Origin of the sequence: Bacillus sp. S10(2024), assembly GCF_050473865.1 — a bacterium.
Lineage (GTDB): Bacteria > Bacillota > Bacilli > Bacillales > Bacillaceae_G > Bacillus_A.
The window spans coordinates 2,332,104-2,350,888 of sequence record NZ_JBFLUR010000002.1 but is presented as its reverse complement, the minus strand read 5'-3'; the positions used below and the strand labels follow the sequence as shown (position 1 = coordinate 2,350,888).

General features: G+C 37.4%; 19 protein-coding genes. 9 read left to right on the top strand and 10 right to left on the bottom strand.

What is annotated here, in order from left to right; all coding sequences use genetic code 11:
* Positions 1 to 186: 186 nt before the first annotated feature.
* Positions 187 to 1,461, bottom strand: a complete 1,275-nt coding sequence (locus tag AB1280_RS12055) for an ammonium transporter (protein WP_429755934.1) — start codon at positions 1,459 to 1,461, stop codon at positions 187 to 189.
* Between the two features lie 221 nt (positions 1,462 to 1,682).
* On the opposite strand from AB1280_RS12055, the gene AB1280_RS12050 reads away from it, so the two are divergent.
* Complete coding sequence (locus AB1280_RS12050) at positions 1,683 to 3,026, top strand: alpha-amylase family glycosyl hydrolase (protein WP_429755933.1); 1,344 nt, start codon at positions 1,683 to 1,685, stop codon at positions 3,024 to 3,026.
* 56 nt (positions 3,027 to 3,082) lie between these two features.
* Here the strand turns inward: AB1280_RS12050 and AB1280_RS12045 are convergent, their stop codons facing one another.
* Entirely contained in the window at positions 3,083 to 3,574 is a 492-nt protein-coding gene (locus AB1280_RS12045; RefSeq protein ID WP_272187303.1) for a YajQ family cyclic di-GMP-binding protein, read from the bottom strand.
* A 358-nt stretch (positions 3,575 to 3,932) separates the two neighbouring features.
* Here AB1280_RS12045 and AB1280_RS12040 point away from each other — a divergent pair, with 358 nt between their 5' ends.
* Positions 3,933 to 4,787 carry a CvfB family protein gene (locus AB1280_RS12040; RefSeq protein WP_272187304.1) on the top strand — a complete coding sequence of 285 codons (855 nt, stop codon included), beginning with the start codon at positions 3,933 to 3,935 and terminating at the stop codon, positions 4,785 to 4,787.
* 40 nt (positions 4,788 to 4,827) lie between these two features.
* On the opposite strand, the gene prsA is transcribed toward AB1280_RS12040, so the two are convergent.
* Both prsA and AB1280_RS12030 read right to left on the bottom strand, forming a co-directional pair.
* Positions 4,828 to 5,679 carry a peptidylprolyl isomerase PrsA gene (gene prsA, locus AB1280_RS12035; RefSeq protein WP_429755932.1) on the bottom strand — a complete coding sequence of 284 codons (852 nt, stop codon included), beginning with the start codon at positions 5,677 to 5,679 and terminating at the stop codon, positions 4,828 to 4,830.
* Positions 5,680 to 5,871: 192 nt separating this feature from the next.
* On the bottom strand, positions 5,872 to 6,003 hold the full coding sequence (locus AB1280_RS12030) for a DUF3941 domain-containing protein (protein WP_090915794.1): 132 nt from the start codon (positions 6,001 to 6,003) through the stop codon (positions 5,872 to 5,874).
* A gap of 105 nt (positions 6,004 to 6,108) precedes the next feature.
* On the opposite strand from AB1280_RS12030, the gene AB1280_RS12025 reads away from it, so the two are divergent.
* Complete coding sequence (locus AB1280_RS12025; protein WP_429755931.1) at positions 6,109 to 6,966, top strand: YitT family protein; 858 nt, start codon at positions 6,109 to 6,111, stop codon at positions 6,964 to 6,966.
* Positions 6,967 to 7,017: 51 nt separating this feature from the next.
* Here AB1280_RS12025 and AB1280_RS12020 read toward each other — a convergent pair whose 3' ends face one another.
* The 3 genes from AB1280_RS12020 to AB1280_RS12010 all read right to left on the bottom strand — a co-directional run bounded on the left by AB1280_RS12020 (position 7,018) and on the right by AB1280_RS12010 (position 8,263).
* Positions 7,018 to 7,215, bottom strand: coding sequence for a DUF3813 domain-containing protein (locus tag AB1280_RS12020; protein ID WP_429755930.1), 198 nt, complete (start codon positions 7,213 to 7,215; stop codon positions 7,018 to 7,020).
* Entirely contained in the window at positions 7,215 to 7,355 is a 141-nt protein-coding gene (locus tag AB1280_RS12015) for a competence protein (RefSeq protein ID WP_272187308.1), read from the bottom strand. The genes AB1280_RS12020 and AB1280_RS12015 overlap by 1 nt, the downstream gene beginning before the upstream one ends.
* Before the next feature lie 98 nt (positions 7,356 to 7,453).
* Complete coding sequence (locus AB1280_RS12010; RefSeq protein ID WP_272187309.1) at positions 7,454 to 8,263, bottom strand: Cof-type HAD-IIB family hydrolase; 810 nt, start codon at positions 8,261 to 8,263, stop codon at positions 7,454 to 7,456.
* A gap of 394 nt (positions 8,264 to 8,657) precedes the next feature.
* On the opposite strand from AB1280_RS12010, the gene AB1280_RS12005 reads away from it, so the two are divergent.
* Both AB1280_RS12005 and clpB read left to right on the top strand, forming a co-directional pair.
* The gene (locus tag AB1280_RS12005; RefSeq protein WP_020059836.1) at positions 8,658 to 8,837 is read left to right on the top strand and encodes a YjzC family protein; all 180 of its coding nucleotides are present in this window, start codon (positions 8,658 to 8,660) and stop codon (positions 8,835 to 8,837) included.
* 395 nt (positions 8,838 to 9,232) lie between these two features.
* Positions 9,233 to 11,839, top strand: a complete 2,607-nt coding sequence (gene clpB / locus AB1280_RS12000) for an ATP-dependent chaperone ClpB (protein WP_429755929.1) — start codon at positions 9,233 to 9,235, stop codon at positions 11,837 to 11,839.
* A gap of 32 nt (positions 11,840 to 11,871) precedes the next feature.
* Here clpB and AB1280_RS11995 read toward each other — a convergent pair whose 3' ends face one another.
* A complete protein-coding gene (locus AB1280_RS11995) occupies positions 11,872 to 12,057 on the bottom strand; it encodes a YjzD family protein (RefSeq protein WP_272187311.1) in 186 nt (61 codons plus the stop codon).
* Between the two features lie 156 nt (positions 12,058 to 12,213).
* Between AB1280_RS11995 and AB1280_RS11990 the strand changes: the two genes are divergently transcribed.
* From AB1280_RS11990 to AB1280_RS11980, 3 genes are read left to right on the top strand one after another with little or no spacing between them, the layout of a single operon-like run.
* Positions 12,214 to 12,945, top strand: coding sequence for an alpha/beta hydrolase (locus AB1280_RS11990; protein ID WP_429755928.1), 732 nt, complete (start codon positions 12,214 to 12,216; stop codon positions 12,943 to 12,945).
* 48 nt (positions 12,946 to 12,993) lie between these two features.
* Positions 12,994 to 13,854, top strand: coding sequence for an NAD-dependent epimerase/dehydratase family protein (locus AB1280_RS11985; protein ID WP_429755927.1), 861 nt, complete (start codon positions 12,994 to 12,996; stop codon positions 13,852 to 13,854).
* A 40-nt stretch (positions 13,855 to 13,894) separates the two neighbouring features.
* The gene (locus AB1280_RS11980; RefSeq protein ID WP_020059831.1) at positions 13,895 to 14,074 is read left to right on the top strand and encodes a ComZ family protein; all 180 of its coding nucleotides are present in this window, start codon (positions 13,895 to 13,897) and stop codon (positions 14,072 to 14,074) included.
* A gap of 282 nt (positions 14,075 to 14,356) precedes the next feature.
* Here the strand turns inward: AB1280_RS11980 and AB1280_RS11975 are convergent, their stop codons facing one another.
* Positions 14,357 to 14,974 (bottom strand): histidine phosphatase family protein, encoded by a 618-nt coding sequence (locus tag AB1280_RS11975; RefSeq protein WP_429755926.1) that lies wholly within the window; start codon positions 14,972 to 14,974, stop codon positions 14,357 to 14,359.
* A gap of 163 nt (positions 14,975 to 15,137) precedes the next feature.
* On the opposite strand from AB1280_RS11975, the gene AB1280_RS11970 reads away from it, so the two are divergent.
* Complete coding sequence (locus AB1280_RS11970; RefSeq protein WP_429755925.1) at positions 15,138 to 15,389, top strand: hypothetical protein; 252 nt, start codon at positions 15,138 to 15,140, stop codon at positions 15,387 to 15,389.
* A 261-nt stretch (positions 15,390 to 15,650) separates the two neighbouring features.
* On the opposite strand, the gene AB1280_RS11965 is transcribed toward AB1280_RS11970, so the two are convergent.
* Positions 15,651 to 18,776, bottom strand: coding sequence for an efflux RND transporter permease subunit (locus AB1280_RS11965; protein ID WP_429755924.1), 3,126 nt, complete (start codon positions 18,774 to 18,776; stop codon positions 15,651 to 15,653).
* Between the last annotated feature and the right edge of the window lie 9 nt (positions 18,777 to 18,785).

Sequence of the window (18,785 nt, the reverse complement as noted above, 5' to 3'; positions counted from 1 at the left end):
GAGCTCCTTTATAGTAGTTGGATTCTTTTTATATGTTATGCCCTATATATAGGGAAAGAGCGTACCTTTAATCAAATTAGGTAGCTTACCTATTAAGTAGTTTTATGAATCTATTTTAGATAATCTGGATTTAGAAAGAGGATTTCAATATGAAATCCTCTTTCTGTAATTTTGTTTAAAGGCGAGCTATTTATGAGAATGGTTTAAATCTCCATCTGAAATGTTACCAATAAATGGAGTGTTAATTTGTTCATATGCCCTTTCACCGTGAAGGGAAAGATCGAGTCCCATTGTCTCTTCGTGTTCATGTGCACGAACGGGGAGAAATAAACTAATTCCTTTAATGATTACATACGTCACTATAGCTGTGAATGTATAGGTCGCTCCAATTGCGAGGAGTTGTTTCCAAAGAAGTGCAGCATTTCCGTAAAATAGTCCGTCTGCGCCTGCGCTGTTAACGGATGTTGTAGCGAAAAGTCCTGTTGCAATGCCGCCCCAAGTTCCCCCGATACCGTGACAGCCAAAGGCATCGAGCGCGTCGTCGTAACCGAGCTTATGTTTTAAGAAATAAACTGCCAAAAAGCAAAGGGCACCGCCGATTGCGCCGATGAGAAGAGCGGAGGGTGGTGTGACGAATCCGCAAGATGGTGTAATCGCGACGAGACCAGAAACAGCTCCGCAAGCGGCGCCTAGTACAGTTGGTTTTGTTTGGAAGAACCATTCTGTCAGCATCCATGTGAGCGCGGAAGCAGCTGCAGCAGTATTTGTATTAATAAAAGCGGTGAGGGCAACATCATTTAATGTTAATGTGCTACCGACGTTAAAGCCGAACCAGCCAAACCATAATAACCCCGCTCCTAGAATTGTAAATGGTAAATGATGCGGCGAAGAGTCGTGAGCATCTTTTCGTTTTCCGAGGAAAATAGCTAATACGAGACCAGCCACGCCTGATGTAATATGAACAACATTTCCTCCTGCAAAATCGAGTGCGCCAAGTTCGCGAAGCCATCCACCAATGCCCCAAACCCAATGAGCAACGGGGTCATATACAAGTGTCGTCCAAAGTAAGATGAAGATAAGAAAAGCGGAAAATCGCATACGTTCTGCGCATGCGCCGGAAATTAAAGCGGGAGTTAAAATTGCAAACATAAGTTGAAACATCATAAATAAATTGTGTGGAATTGTTGCGCTGTAGGCTTCATTTGGTGTGAACGTAACATGTTGTAGACCAAACCAATCAAAATTACCAATAAGTCCATTCCAATCAGGTCCAAATGCTAAAGAATAACCGATGAAAATCCATTGAATAGACACGATTGCCATGGCACTATAACTGTGCATCGTTGTACTTAGTACATTTTTACTGCGGACCATTCCTCCGTAAAATAAAGCAAGCCCAGGTGTCATAATCATCACCATGACGGTGGCTAAAAAAAGAAATACTGTATCCTCCATATGCATCGTTTTCCCTCCTGTGATGTAATATAAGTTAACATCTAATGAGTATATTTAGTATCATATTCAATAAATAAAAATAAATCAACAGGTTTTTCTGAAAATTTAATTCGTTATGTAAGGAAATGTAACATGTTGTATTTCTATGTTATTTAAATGCGTTAGTATACGGGAGGAGTATAAATTGTTATACTTTTCTTATAATTAGAAAATTTGGGGGAAGCAATGTGAAGAGGGAGTTAGGGAAATATATTCTATGTTTTATATGTCTATTGTTTGTATTTCAATTACCTATTCATGTGTCGGCGAAAGAAATGAGGCCGTGGGAAGATGAAATTGTGTATTCTATTATGATTGATCGTTTTAATAATGGTGATTCTAGAAATGATAAAGGGATTGATACGGGTAATTTAGAAGCATATCAAGGAGGAGATATCCAGGGGATTATAAAACGACTGGATTATATAAAAGAAATGGGATTTACTGCTATATTGCTGTCGCCGCCCGCTGCAAGTAGTAGTTATGATGGGTATCAGCCAACTGATATAACGAAAATGAATGAACATTTTGGTACGATGAAGGACATGCAGCAACTCGTCCAAGAAGCACATGAGCGAGATATGAAAGTGATGCTTGAATTTGTAGTGAATAATGAAGATAAAACGGGGACGATTGAATATGCGAAACACTGGATTAAGGAGACGGATATAGACGGTTATCATTTGATACATAATGAAAATATTCCGCAGTCAGTTTTGAATGAAGTGAGTGCATCTATGCAGAGTGTAAAACAAAACTTTTTTGTAATAGCGGATACGCAAATAGAAGGAGTAAAAGGAGTATTGAGTCAAGCTTATCAGCAGCGTATGATAGATGTGTTTGCAAAGCCGAACGTTTCTGTAAAGTCATTGCATGATGTGACGAAAAGTAGCGGCGCTAGTTTGGAAGGAACGTTTGTGGATAATAGCCAAACGGAGCGTTTTGTTAGAAAAGCAAAAGAAAATAAATATTTTCCACCGGCCCGCTTGAAATTAGCGCTTGCCTATTTATATACATCACCCGGCATTCCGTTTGTATACTACGGTACGGAAATTGCATTAGATGGAGGAGAAGCGCCTGATAATCATCGTTTAATGGATTTTAAATCAGATGAGAAGTTTTTGCAGTATATAGGGAAATTAGGAGAACTGCGCAAAACATTACCGTCTCTTCGGTATGGAACATTTGAACTATTATATGATAAAAATGGTATGAGTATAATAAGGCGCAAATATAAAGATGAAACAACATTTATCGCGATTAATAACACCACAGAAACAAAAAAAGTGGAACTTGCTGCAAATGAATTTGGGAAAAATCATGAGCTGCGCGGATTGTTAGAAGATGATAGAGTGCGAGAAGAGAACGGAAAATATTACATTGTGCTGAAAAGAGAAACTGCAAATATATATGCGCTTGCAGGAAAATCAGGGTGGAACTGGTCGTTTATTGCCGCTTTAGTAGGTGTGAATGTGTTATTTATCATCTTTCTTGTATTGGTAAAGAAACGAAAAGGAACGGAATCGTATTGAAATATAAAAGGAGCTGACCAAAAAGTGGATTTTGGTCAGCTCTTTTTTATGTATGACTATCGGTAGTTGATAAATTGTACGTCAATTGATAAATCAGCTCCGCGTACAGCTGAAATAACTGCTTGTAGGTCATCTCGGCTTTTTCCTGTTACACGAACTTGATCATCTTGTACTTGTGTTTTTACTTTTAATTTTAATTCTTTAATAATGTTATTAATTTTTTTAGCATTTTCTTTATCGATGCCTTGTTGTAATTTTGCACGTTGGCGTACTGTACCGCCAGAAGCGCTTTCGACTTTTCCGTAATCTAAGTTTTTAATCGGAACTTCACGCTTAATTAATTTTGAAATCAAAACGTCTTTTACTTGGTCAAGTTTATACTCATCGTCAGAAGTTAAAAGGATTTCCTCTTTTTCTAATTTAATATCACTTTTGCTTCCTTTAAAGTCATAACGATTTTGAATTTCCTTTAATGCGATGTTAATAGCGTTTGTTACTTCTGGAAACTCTACCTTTGAAACAATATCAAAAGAACTATCTTTTGCCATAATAAGCACCTCCAAATTAAATTCCACCTCTACCCCGCCTTAACGGGCTGTAATATCCCACTTAAAGTATAGCGGGAAATGCATTCGTAGGATAGGTGGGATAAACAGCCCATAAAGGCCCGGTTGGTTCGACTAATAATCATTGAAGAAGACCGCCTCAATGATTAAAGTCTTACTTTATTATAGAGAATTTTAGCGAGTTGGACAAATAAAGGAAAAAACGTGTATAATGAAGCTTTGTTTGGAATGATAAAAAAATAAAATAAAGCTGTTATCGGTGCGGATATTTTTACAGTAGGAAACAATGAAGATATCACCCGTTAGAATAAGATAAATTATATAGAAGGGAAGTAAATATATGAAGTTACAACCAGGAGCGATTGAAGAAGTAACGGTTTTACGCGAAACAGAAATTGGATATATGGTCGGTTACGAAGAAGATGAAGTGTTTTTACATAAAAATGAGGTAGCTGGAGAAATTGAAGAAGGCGATACGATTGATGTGTTTTTATATCATGATCATCAAGAACGTTTAGCGGCAACGATGAAAACACCGCTTATTACAACGGAAAACTGGAATTGGGTAAAAGTTGTGGAAGTGAAGCCTCGTTTAGGGGTGTTTGTTGATATCGGTGTTTCGAAAGATATATTAATTCCAGCTGATGAGTTTCCGATTTATACACCAGTATGGCCGCAAGAGGACGATGAGTTATATTGTACATTAAAATTAACAAATCGCGGCCGTTTAATTGCTCTTCCGGCAAGAGATGCGGACATGCAAGAAATTGTAGTAGAGGCGACGCCGTCTATGCGTAATAAAAATGTAAATGGTCGTGTGTATCGTTCGTTGCAAGTAGGGTCGTTTGTTTTAACGGATGAACATTTCCGTGCATTCTTGCACTGTTCTGAGCGTAAAGAGCAAGTGCGTATTGGAGAACGTGTAACAGGACGTATTATCGATGTGAAAGAAGATGGAACGATTAACATTTCTCTTCTTCCTCGTAAAGAAGAAGGAATGGAAGATGATGCAGCGGTTATTTATGAGTATATGGAAAGCCGCGGCGGTGCAATGCCATTTTGGGATAAGAGCCACCCAGAAGATATCGGGGAGCGTTTTCAGATGAGTAAAGCAGCTTTCAAACGTGCTCTTGGTAAATTGATGAAAGAAGAAAAGGTTTATCAAGAAGAAGGTTGGACATATTTTAAAAAATAATAGAAAAACAGCCGAACAAATGTAATTTGTTCGGCTGTTTTTATGATTGCCCTAAACGTGCAAAAGTATCTTTTAAGTCATCATCTTTAACTTTAATATTCTCTTTCTTTAATTCGTCCATTAATACTTTTTGGCGCCACGTATTATCTTGTATACGCTCAGTTTCAAGTGTTTTGCGAATAGAATCTTTTACTTCGTCGTATGGCTTTAAGTCTTTTTTGTCTGTCAATTTAATAATGTGGTAGCCTTTTGATGATTTTACAGGTTCACTTATTTCACCGACATTTAATTTATAAGCTGCATCTTCAAACTCAGGTATCATTTTTCCGGGTCCGAAGTAACCTAAATCTCCACCATTATCTTTTGAAACCGTATCTTCTGAATATTTTTTTGCTAATTCTTCAAATGATGCACCGCCATTTAATTGTCTTTTTATATCGTTAGCCGTTTGTTCATCGTTTATTAAAATTTGACTAGCTTTAATTTCTGGTTTATATCTAGCCTTTATGTCTTTTTCAGTTATCGTTTGCTTGATTGCCTTATCAATGGCTAAGCTAGAGCGAATTTGCTTTTTTAAATCGTCTTCGTTTTTCATACGATTACTTTCAAGGAACGTTTTAAAATTATCGCCTGCTTGGTCTTTCACTTTTTTAAATTCCTTATCAACTTCATCATCGGATACTTTATATTTTTTAGTCATAATATCTTGTGCCATCATTTCATAGAGCATATCTTTTCCGAAGCGTTCTTTTAACGCCTTATCAAATTCGCCTTTTGTTATCGTACTAGTAGTAGAAGTTGCAATGGAATCGGAACTATCTTTTGGATTGCAGGCAGCTAACATTAATGTACCGAGCGTCGCTGCTGCAATAAATAATTGTCTTCGTTTCATGTAAACACCTCATCCGAAAATTGTTATTACTATTGTAGAAAAAGGAAGTGAACATGATGTGAACTCGAGATGACTTTTGTAAAAATAAAAAAGTACATCAACAAAATGTCGATGTACGATGAGGGTTTGTTCATATGAAATAGAGGATTCTGGTCTAATTTATAAGAATTGGTTACTGATCAAAGTTGCATATTATAGATGATCTGTCTTTTTGGAGTAAGCGCGTTTTCCTTGCTGAATATTTTTTTGTTGCTCTTCATTTTTTTGCGTGCGCTTTGCGTTGTTATCACGTGCTTTTTTGTCGTTGTCACTTGTATGAGGCATATGGTTCAACTCCCTTCAAAACGGTTGTACGTTTATCATTTCCGTTTTCGTTAAGACTATGTATAATGTATACGATGGAATTTATATAAAGGTGGACTGGAAGATATGGACTTAAAACTGAACTATGCTGAGCTTACAAAGAAATTAGTCGTTGTTATCATTGCTGGTTTGTTAAATGCGATTGGAATGAACTTGTTTTTAACACCTGCGAAAGTGTACGCAAGCGGTTTTGCTGGATTGTCGCAATTGCTTTCGCAAGTGTTGGGAGATTTTCTATCAATACATATTTCAACGGGAGTTCTTTTTAGCTTGTTTAATATTCCGGTTGTTATTTTAGCTTGGAAAAAAGTAGGGAAGTCCTTCACATTCTTTAGTTTTTTAAGCGTTGCATTTATGACATTGTTTTTAGAGATAGTGCCAGTAAAAGCGGTATCTCATGATATTATTTTAAATGCCATTTTTGGAGGGGTAATTTCTGCAGTAGGAGTAGGGCTTGCTTTAAAGTTTGGAGCCTCAACAGGTGGTTTAGATATCATTGCGATGATTTTATCTAGAGTAAAAGATAAGCCGGTCGGAACATATTTCTTCTTGTTTAATGCGATTATTATTACTCTGGCCGGTTATTTATATGGCTGGGAAAAGGCTCTTTATACGTTAGTGACATTATATGTATCTTCGCGTATTATTGATGCCATACATACGCGTCATGTGAAAATTACGGCATTAATTGTAACGAAAAATGGAGCTGAGGTGCGAAAGGCAATTCATGAACGATTAGTTCGAGGAATTACCACAGTTCCAGCAACAGGTGCGTTTACGAATGAAAATAAAGAGATGTTAATGATTGTTATTACTCGTTATGAGTTATATGAATTAGAAAGAATTATAAAAAAAGTAGATCCAGGTGCATTCACAAACGTTCTCGAAACGGTTGGGGTGTTTGGATTGTTCCGTAAAGATTAATAAAAAGAGGACCGTATTTGGTCCTCTTTTTATTTGTTTCTCTAGTCGTAGTTACTGAGTTGTTGAAATGCTTTGAAGCTCTTCTTGCATTTCGCGTAATTGTACTTTTTCGGCAGTAGAAGAATTCGTATAAGCGGACAACAATGCATTTTTTGCTTGATTAACAAGTGCTTGCTGTTCGCTGTCATTGGAACAAGATACAGCTTTTGAGACGGCATCTCGTGCTTGTTGGAATAGTAAGTTACTCATTAGAACCCTCCGAGAGAAGAGTTATTTCGTTCTTTTTCTGCTTCAGCTAATGTACCACGGTATGGGAATCTTGCATCGTGTTTCATAACAGAATCTGTCCCTTGTTGCACGAAACGTTTTGATTTGTTCTTTTTACCCATTCGTAATGCCCCCTTTTAGCAGAAAAGCATGGACACATTTGCTGTGTCTTCTATAGTATGTGCGATTGGCGTCATACTATAAGTAGGGAATTTTCACCTTACAATCCAAGTGCCTCCTCTAAATAAAGAGCAATGCCGTCTTCTTCATTTGATAACGTTATGTGATTTGCTAATGATTTTAATTCTGGAATGGCATTCCCCATAGCGATTCCGTGTCCAGCAAATTCAATCATTTCAAAATCGTTATCTTCATCACCAAACGCGATGATACGCTCTTTTGGGATATGGTAGTAATTTGAAATTCTTTGTAAGCCAATTGCTTTATTTAACCCGCTTTTCACGATTTCAATAATCGGCCAAGGAGCTCCCCATTTACGGTGATCGATTACTTCTGCATGCATATCTGTTAAATGTTGACGAATAAAGTTTGATTTTGACTCATGTGCATCAATTAATAAGCAAGTTGGATGATCTTGTAAAATGTTGAGTAAATCACCTGTGAAAATTTTGGGTGATCCGAACTCAAAAATATGTTTTTTGTCTTCATCAAGTTGTTTCATATATACATCATCAATTACTTCTGCGTAAATATTTTCCACTCCAAATTCCATACACGTACGAACGATTTCTTGTGCAGTAGTAAGTTCAAGTGGAGAGTGATGCATTCCCCAGTTCGTATCAAGTGGATGATGAACGTATGCGCCGTTGAAATTTACAATCGGTGTATTTAAGCCAAGTTCTTTATAATATGCATGACTCGCACGAAATGGACGGCCCGTTGAGATCACAACGATATGGCCTTGTTCTTTTGCTTTTGCAATGGTTTGTTTTGTACGAGCTGAAATTATTTTTTGATCTGTAAGTAAAGTGCCATCTAAATCTAATGCAATTAAATGTTGTTTTTTCATGCGTCTCACACCTTTTATAAAAAGTTTTGTGTATATTCATCTTAATTCCTGCACGATCACGTTGTCTACTATTTGTCATTGGTATCGAGAAAAGTCAAGTTTTATTCTGAAAGTTCGAATAATGTTCCTTTCCTTTTGTACAATTTGTGAAAGGGGTTACAAAGCTGGGGGTATCATGTTTATAATGAGAATGTAATCTTCTCGTATAAGTTGTTTGACTCTCCTTTGATGCTGGTCTTTATGGCCAGTTTTTTTTGTTTCTACATATACTGATGTATCTCCTGCTAAAATGTGTAATTTCATTATATGAGCATGGTTTCCTAAACATAACAGAAAAGGTTTTGTAAAATGGGACATACTAAAGATGTAATAATGGAATGGAAGGAGAATGAATATGGGACAAAGTCATCGATTCCGAGCTGGTCAAAAAGCACCCAATGATGGTATCTATGTTGAAATTGGTGAAACAGGGAGTATGGTTAAGGATCCAAAAATGGTAAAGCTCTCTGCTGGAGATAAATTTCCGGAAGTTACAAACCAAAATAGACAATGGACATATAAACGAAGACCATAAGAAATCCCGCAGTTATAAGCTGCGGGATTTCTTATGGTAAATAAGTAAAAAAAGATAACAACTCAGTCACTCTATGAAAAAAAGGCAAAAGAGCATTTTTTTAAATGGCCAGGGAGGGACTGGTTATGTATAGGAGCGGTCAAGGCCTTTTCCTGTCACACGCAAAGGCTGAAAACATCTATATGCTAAAAATGAAAATAACTTTTTATAGATAATAAGGGGTGTATTTTCACCGGAATCATCCCCCTTACCAAACTCCTGAATGAAATGTATGGTCGAGTAGTTACAAAAAATAAGATCGTCATAAAGTTCTCATCGTTGAATAAAATAGGTAATTTGTCGTATAATCAAATCAAAGGTCAAAAAAAGTCAAACTATAAAGGAGTTGTGGCACGATGGACTTAAATCGAATGACGACAAAAACACAAGAAGCGATTATGGGTGCACAATCAATTGCTACTAAGCATCATCATCAAGATATTGATATTGTACATCTTTTAGCCGCGCTTCTTCAGCAGCAAGATGGATTAGCAATACGTATTTTTCAAAAGATGAATATAAATATAGATCAGTTGGTGCAGGCGGCAGAACGCTTACTAAAGCGAAAGCCATCGGTTACAGGAGGCGGCGCAGAAGTAGGCAAGGTTTATATTACAAGCGCACTTCAGGGGCTGTTTGTAAGAGCTGAAGAAGAAGCGAAGCATTTGCAAGATGATTATATTTCAGTGGAACATATTCTTCTTGCATTATGTGATGAAAAGAGAACGAGTGATATACGTGAGTTATTTGCGTCACTTCGTATTACAAAAGAAGCGTTATTGCAAGCATTAACAGAAGTTCGGGGGAATCAAAAAGTGACGAGTCAAAATCCAGAAGTAACATACGAAGCTTTAGAGAAATATGGTCGTGATTTAGTAGCGGAAGTAAGACAAGGGAAAATTGATCCAGTCATTGGACGTGATAGTGAAATCCGCCGTGTGATTCGCATTTTGTCGCGTAAAACAAAAAATAATCCTGTATTAATTGGTGAACCTGGTGTTGGGAAAACAGCAATCGTTGAGGGATTAGCGCAACGTATTGTTCGTAAAGATGTACCGGAAGGGTTAAAAGATAAAACGATCTTTGCGCTTGATATGAGCGCGCTTGTTGCAGGTGCGAAATTCCGCGGTGAATTTGAAGAGCGCTTGCAAGCGGTCTTAAATGAAATTAAAAAGAGTGAAGGAAAGATTTTATTATTTATCGACGAGCTGCATACCATTGTAGGCGCTGGTAAAACAGAAGGAGCAATGGATGCCGGAAATATGTTAAAACCAATGTTAGCGCGTGGAGAGCTGCATTGCATCGGGGCGACAACGCTTGATGAATATCGCAAATATATTGAGAAAGATCCAGCATTAGAGCGTCGTTTCCAGCAAGTATTAGCTGAAGAGCCGACAGTTGAAGATACGATTTCTATTTTGCGCGGTTTAAAAGAACGATTTGAAATTTACCATAGTGTGAATATTCATGATCGTGCTCTTGTCGCAGCTGCAACGTTATCGGATCGTTATATTTCTGATCGTTTCTTACCAGATAAAGCAATCGATTTAGTTGATGAAGCATGTGCAACGATTCGGACAGAAATTGATTCGTTACCAACAGAGCTAGACGAAATCACGCGTCGTATTATGCAGTTAGAAATTGAAGAGGCTGCGCTCAGTAAAGAAACGGACCGTGCAAGTAGGGAGCGCCTGCAAACATTGCAGCGTGAGTTGTCGGATTTAAAAGAAAAAGCGAGTGGAATGCGGGCGCAGTGGCAAAAAGAGAAAGAAGAAATTCATAAGGTGCGCGATTTACGCGAAAGCTTAGAGCGTTTGCGAAGGGAGCTAGAAGAAGCGGAAGGAAATTACGATTTAAATAAAGCAGCAGAGCTTCGTCACGGCAAAATTCCAGCTGTAGAAAAAGAATTGAAAGAAGCGGAAGAAGCAAGTGCGAATAAACAGCAAGACAACCGTCTTCTTCGTGAAGAAGTAAGTGAAGAAGAAATTGCAAATATCGTATCGCGCTGGACTGGTATTCCGATTGCAAAGCTCGTAGAAGGAGAACGTGAGAAGTTACTTCGTTTAGAGCAAATATTATCAGGGCGTGTCATCGGACAAGAAGAGGCGGTTGGTCTTGTGGGGGATGCAGTGCTGCGCGCTCGTGCTGGAATTAAAGATCCAAATCGTCCGATTGGTTCGTTCATTTTCTTAGGACCGACAGGTGTTGGGAAAACGGAACTTGCGAAAACATTGGCGCAGTCATTATTTGATAGCGAAGAACAAATCATTCGAATTGATATGTCTGAGTACATGGAAAAGCATGCCGTATCTCGATTAATCGGAGCGCCTCCTGGGTATGTCGGATATGAAGAAGGCGGCCAATTAACAGAAGCTGTGCGCCGTAAACCGTATTCTGTTATTTTATTAGATGAAATTGAAAAAGCACATCCGGAAGTGTTTAATATTTTATTGCAAATGTTGGATGATGGTCGTATTACAGATTCGCAAGGACGTACAGTTGATTTTAAAAATACAGTGATTATTATGACATCCAATATCGGATCGCAATATTTATTAGAAGGGTTAGGAGAAGATGGCTCTATTCAAGAAGAAGCAAGAAATCTTGTAATGGGACAACTTCGCGGTCACTTTCGCCCAGAGTTTTTAAATCGTGTGGATGAAATTATTCTCTTTAAACCACTTACAACAAATGAAATAAAAGGTATTGTTGATAAAATTGTGAAAGAGTTGCAAAATCGTTTAACAGACCGCCATATTACAGTGGAACTTACCGATGTTGCAAAAGAGTTTGTTGTAGAATCTGGATTTGATCCAATGTACGGTGCGCGTCCTCTAAAACGCTACGTACAGCGCCAAATTGAAACGAAGTTAGCGCGTGCGCTTATTGCGGGCACGATTACAGATCATAGTCATGTATTGATTGATGTTTCAAATAACGAGATAGTTGCCAAAGTTCAATAAAAAAAGAGTCCGGGTATCCGGACTCTTTTTTATTAATGCTGCTGTGCAGGTTCGTTTGGAATTAAAGCTCCAAGTACGATTACAAGTACAGTAATAACTACAGAAAAAATAGACGCTTGCCCAAAATCGTATGTAACGCCTGGCGTCATCGCGCTAATTACGTAGCTCATCATTTGCACAAGCAAGAACGACCAGAAAAAGGCCCAAAATACACGCATCTTCTTACACCTCTATTCGTTCAGTTTGTTTTTATTGTATCATAACTCGAAAAAGAATATAGAAAAAATATTTGTCGTTTTTGCAAAGCAAATTGCTTTTTGTATCATACATTATAAAAGAGTAAATTAGATGTTGTCATATAAGGCGGGAGAAGTATGAGTATTACAGAACGTTTTTTCTTTTTAGAACAAGAGCCATGTGTAATTCATTTGCCAGAAAAGCCAAATGGATTTGGGATATTGTTATTAGGCGATTACAATTACTTCATTGAGAATGGTACAAGTTTATGGCTGCAACATGCCGGGCGGTTACAATTTTTAAACGAATTGCGAAAGAAGGGTTATACAATTTTTTCTTCTAATTTATACGGCAGACATTGGGGGAATGAACAAGCAGTTCGTTTAGCGAAGCGGCTGTATCATGTCGTCATGAAAAAGGAGATTTTAAACGAAAAAATTCATATTGTAGCAGAAGGAATGGGGGCACTTGTTGCCCTGCAAATGATGGCGCAGTATCCTGAGTGTGTGCGCTCTGTTCTTATGTTTAATCCGTGCCTTCATTTACCGGCACACGTTGAAATTGAAAAGGAGCACAAATTTTTTTATAAGCGGTTAATTCGTGAATTGATGCAAGCATATGATGCAACAGAATCGGAATTGCGACTGAAAATTGAAAAGAAAGCATTTCCGTATTTAGTATCCTCCATTCCGGTAAGAATCTTTGTATCTGCTCAAGAAAAAAAGGAACGAAAACAGTTGCTTCGGGAATATGAAAAGAAGCGTTTGCAAGAAAGTTGTCCGACTTCATTATCCTTTCATTTACAAGATGTAAAATATAAAATGGCGCAAAATGCATGTCAGTTTTTTAAGTGGTATGAAGATTTATAAAGCTCCTATACATAAGGAGCTTTTTATCTATGAGAGGAGGGAAAGAAAATGAAACGAGTCATTGTTGTTGGGGCGTTAACATTTATAGGTTATCATCTTGTGCAGAAGTTTCTTGAAGAAGAGATTGAAGTGTGTGCGTTTGATTTTGATGATATGAACAGTGTTTCCAAGATAAATGAAGAAAAATTATGTTTAATTGGTCGAAACGCATTGTTTAAGTATTTTTCGCTAGGGGATCATGATGGATGGGAAGTTTTGGAGAAAACAAATATTGATGCTGCATACTTTTGCTTATGTGAGCCGAATCAGCAAAAGAATTTTAGAAATGAGCGTAGCATATTGCAATATGTAAAGCGTTTTGAGAGTTTTTGTAAACGAAAAGAAATAAGGTTCGTTATTTCATCTTCTGTAGAAGTAAGTCGTGCTTGTAGTAGCAATGAAAATCGTATGCTTTTTTCAAAAATTGAACGAGAAGTACAAAAAGGTGATGCGGATTACTGCATACTACGTGTTCCAGCAGTATATGGACCGTGGCAACCGACATTTATGGCATATCACAACATCATTTTAGCTCGATTAAAACAACAAACGATTTCTCTTAGGGTAGAAGAATGTACATGTGATCTTTTATATGTGGAAGATGTTGCGAACTATTTATATACGATTGGTCAAAGAAAAATGGAAATGAAAATATATTCTCTTTGCAGTGAAGAGGAAAAACGGTGGCAAAAAGGGATAGAACTATTACAGAAAACAGAGGTTTTTCAAATACAGGAGAAAGAGTGCTTAACAGGCGAGGAAGAAAAGATCGTTATTCCAAGTAAATTTTCTTTAGAACAGGGGATGCAGCGTCAAATTTCTCATATAAAAAAATATAGGGAGTTATACGAGACGAGTAACACGTGGTAAACTAGAAAAGAGAGTTTTGATGTGGAAAGGATGAGAGAAAATGAACGAAAAAAATATGCAGTTTTTACAAATCGCAATGAAACATTTGCCGGAAGCGAAGGCCATTTTAGATGATCACGGCGTGGCGTTGGATATGGCAAAAGCGCAGCCTGTATTAGAATTATTAATGAAGGTTATGGGCGAAGCGTATGAACTCGGGAAAGCGGATGCAAAAGAGTAAAATAAATATGGATTGAAACCGCCTTTTTTAGGTTGGCGAGAGGGCCTGGCCGTGCATGGGTGCGGTCAGGGCTTGTTTCTGCCCCGTGCGAGGTTTAAAAATAAAGGGAGCGAGCAAGTAGCGTTCATGTTGTGGTCTGCATAATAGTGATTATTGTCGCTTTAAAATAAAGATTGATTAAATGCATATTCTTTATTTTAAAGTTTGATTATTTCTACTTAAACTAGCGCTCTCTATTTCTATTATTTAAGTACCTTTTTTACTCATAAAATGGATTCCTATTTAATAAAATTCATCATACTCTGAGCAAAAACTTTCTATTTGCTTATCTGATAGTTTAAAAAATGTATTCTGAGATACTTCTAAGACTAATGCTTTATCTTTTGTTAAACCTTGATATACACCTCTTATTATTCTTCCGGTGAGTCCATGTGACATCACTATCACTTTTTCTTTATTCTGTATAGAATGCAGCCATTCAGATACTCTCTTTACAACTGAATCATAGCTCTCTCCATTAGGGGAATGAAAATACCAATTGTAATTGTTAGTATTTTTCATAAGTTTTGGCCAAGATTCTTCAATTTCTTTTGTGGTTAGACCAGCCCATTTACCGACAGAGACCTCTTTTAATCGATTGTCCATTATAACTTTGCTTTTATCGTAACCTATAACTTCACATATTATATCAGTACTTTGTTGTGCTCTTCCTAATGGACTGGAAATAAACTCCCACTCTCTAGGGGTGTCTATAAGTACTTTTAGCAATTTTGCATTTTTTTTAACTTGTTCAATGCCATCAGATGTTAGTGTTGAATCGAGTTCCCCCTGATATCGGCCTTTTACATTTAATTCAGTTTCTCCATGTCTAAGTAAGTAAATGATTTGTTTCAAGTGCATCCCCTCCAAAGATTTAAAATCTAATACTAATTCTTCATTAAATGAAACAACCTCTAACTTAATCTTAAACTAACCAACCAGCTTGGGGAATTAAAATTTTTTCAATCACCCGTTTTTGTGGGGATTAAATGTTCGGAATTAAAATAAGTAGGGAGATGGTGCAGTGAGCGAAATAGATAAACAAAACAGATTAAGTAAAGAACCTTTTGCTTATCAAATAACGAAAAAAGGAACGGTAATAATCTATTACGGAGGTAAACAAATTAAAATTGTAAAGGATAGAGAGGCAGAGCGTCTTATAGCAAGAATCAAAGAGGTTGAAGATAATGTAACAGCAGTACAGTTATTGTTAGCTAAAATGACGGGTAACTTTAAACGTGGTAATGAGAAATTAGGTAAAAATAAAAGAGAATAAACTAAGCCTTTACTTTGTAGCTCGCAAACAATGTTGGATGGTTTAACAATTGGTCGCGATTGTGGAACAACATATAAAGAGACCTTTCCATTTTGATGGAAAGGTCTCATTTTTTTATCCCGCTATTCGCGGGCAGTAGGATTCCCGCCTCAAGATCAGAGAGAATCGAAGAAGATAGGTGGGGATCAACTGCCCATAAAAGCCCGATTGATTCAACTAACCATCAGCGGGGGAGGACACCCCGCTGATGGAAGTTTCACTTTATTCTTCTACTTTATTTTTTCGTTTGAATTTACTTACTACTTCATACACAATCGGTACGATTAATAATGTTAATAGTGTAGAGCTTGTTAACCCTCCGATTACTGTGACGCCAAGACCTTTTGAGATAAGGCCGCTTCCTTCAAATCCTAATGCAAGTGGAAGTAAGGCACCAATCGTTGCGATAGCTGTCATTAAAATTGGGCGTAATCTTGTTGCACCAGCTTCTAATAATGCTTCGCGCGTTGTGAAACCTTCACGTTCTTTATGAATAACGCGGTCAATTAATACGATAGCGTTTGTAACAACGATACCGATTAACATAAGGGCGCCAATCATAGAAGAGATGCTTAATGTTTCACCGGAAATTAATAAGGCAACAACGCCGCCGATAATCGTAAATGGAAGCGAGAATAAAATCGCAAATGGAGCCAGTGCTCCGCCGAATGTTACAACAAGAACGAAGTATACAATCGCAATGGCAGCTAACATCGCTAAGCCAAGTTGTGTAAAGGATTCTTGAATGTCTTTCGATACACCGCCCATTGACACATCAATGCCAGATGGTAAGTCTAGCTTATCTACTTCTTTTTGAATGTTACGAGTAGCTTTTGTGACATCGTCTGTCGTTGGTTTTGCGGTTACTGCTGCATATACGCGGCCATCGCGTCTTGTTACGGTATTAGACGTTTCTCCTTCTTTTACCGTCATAATGTCTTTTACAGCCACTTCTGTACCTAGCGGCGTTTGTATTTTTCGATTTGTTAAGTCATCGACATTTTCATAGTTTTGCTTGTTCACTTCAACATACACATTCATCTCTTTGCCGTCTTTTTTAACTGTTGTTAAGATAGGGCGGTCGTGAGATTCGGAAAGTCCCATGCCAACCTGTGCAGCAGTTAATCCGAGTTTACTTAACTTCTCTTGATCTGCCACTAATGTGTATTCATCGTATGTTTTAGAAAGGCTTGAATCGACATCTTTTAACGTTTTTTCTTTTTTCATGATATTTTGAACGTTTTTTACAACGGGTTTAATCTCTTCTAAATTATCGCCGTATACGTATAACTTAATTTCATTGTTGCCTCCGCCAGATGAGAAGTCTTGGTTTTTCCATTCTCCTTTGTCTGACATCTTTTGCAGATCTTTTACAACTTTTTCTTTTTCCTTCTCAAAGTTCTTTGTATCATTTTTGTATTGAACAAAGAATAATGCTTGGTTCGACTTACCTGGGCTCATCGGATTTTCTCCGCCAAGCGAGAATTGAATTGTTTTCACATCTTTATTTTTCTTAAAATAATCTTCTGCTTTTGTCGCAATATTTTCGACATCTTGCAATGTTTGTCCTGGTTCCGGATTGTAAGAAGTGATTACTGTTTTCTCTTCTTCAGATGGTAAGAAACTTACACCTACAATCGGAAGAAGTGCAATGCTTCCGATTAATAATAAAACCGCAATGCTAGATGTAATAATTTTATGGTTTAATACCCATTCTAGAAGGTGTTTATATCCATTAGCAAGTTTACTTGGTTTCTCTTTATGATTATGTTGTTTTTCTTTCGCACTTTCCTTTTTGAATAAAGAATGTGCCATCATTGGAACAATTGTAACAGCTACAAGAAGAGATGCTAATAAGGCGAAAACAATTGTTAAAGCAAACGGTAAGAATAGTTCTCCGATCATTCCCTTCACAAGACCAAGTGGTAAAAAGACAGCGATGGTTACGATTGTCGATGACATAATTGGCACGAACATTTCTTTCGTTGCCTCACGAATTAAGTCTTTTCCTTTTAATTTTTCACCTGGTAAAGCCATGCGCCGGTAAATATTTTCAATAACAACGATGGAATCGTCGACAACGCGGCCAATAGCGACAGTCATTGCTCCAAGCGTCATGATATTTAATGTAATATCCATTTCTTTTAATACTAAAATTGCAATTAATAAAGAAAGTGGAATTGAAATAACAGAAATAAGTGTTGTTCGAATGTTACGCAAGAACAACATGATGATAATCACAGCGAAAATAGCACCGAAAATAGCTTTATTTAACATTGTGCTAACAGATTTTTCGATTGGTTCACCTTGGTCGAATGCTGAAGTGATTTCGATGGTATCAAATTTCTTTTCAAAATCATTTGCTTTGTCTTTTACAGCATTGACAACGTCAACCGTATTTGCATCAGCTGCTTTTACAATTTGTAGGCTGATTGCTTCTTTTCCATTTGTACGCGAAATCGATTCTGCTTTTCCGACTTGTTTAATATCAGCAATATCTTGCAATGATACTGCCGGGATACCCAGTGTTTGTCCCGCTGCAGCTGGACTCATACTAGGTTGCTGTGCTTGAGCCGGTCCATGTGAACTTCCTTGGTTTGTAGAAGGGATCAGCGGAATCTTCATTTCTTTTAAAGCATTTAACGTTGTAATATTGCCATCTACGACAACAGATTTTTCTTTATCTTTAAATGTATATAGTCCCAGCGGCATCGAAACGTTAGAACCTTTGATCATGTTCTTGACTGTATCATCGCTTAGGCCTAATTCTTTCATTTTCTCTTTGTTGAAGACGAGCTGTACTTCTTCTACTTGTTGACCGGAAATTTGCACATCGGCAACGCCGTCTAAACCTTGTAAGCTTGGTACGATATCTTTTTCTACTCGCTGCGTTAGCTGTGCAAGAGATTCATTTTTATTTGTAACGCTTAATGAAATAACAGGAAAAGCATTGATGCTCAGGCGAGAAATCTTTGGCTCTTTTACGCCTTCCGGTAAAGGTAAGTTAGCGAGTGCCTCTTTTACTTCTGTCTCTGCCTTTTCCATATTTTTATCAAAGTTATATTCTACTTGAATAGAAGACGCATTTTGATAAGAAGAGGAGCTGACAACGTTTACTCCACTTAAATTTTGCAGTCGTTGTTCGATTGGTTTTGAAATTTTTTCTGCTACCTCAGCTGGAGTAGCACCAGGATACACAGTCGTCACTGTCACAAGTGGCGTTGTGATGTCCGGGATTGTTTCCAACTTCATGCGAAGGCCAGAATAGATTCCTGCAATCGTTATAATAATCGTTAATAGCCAGACTGCGAACTTATTGTTTAACGAAAAGTTAATAATTTTATTCATTTCTACGCT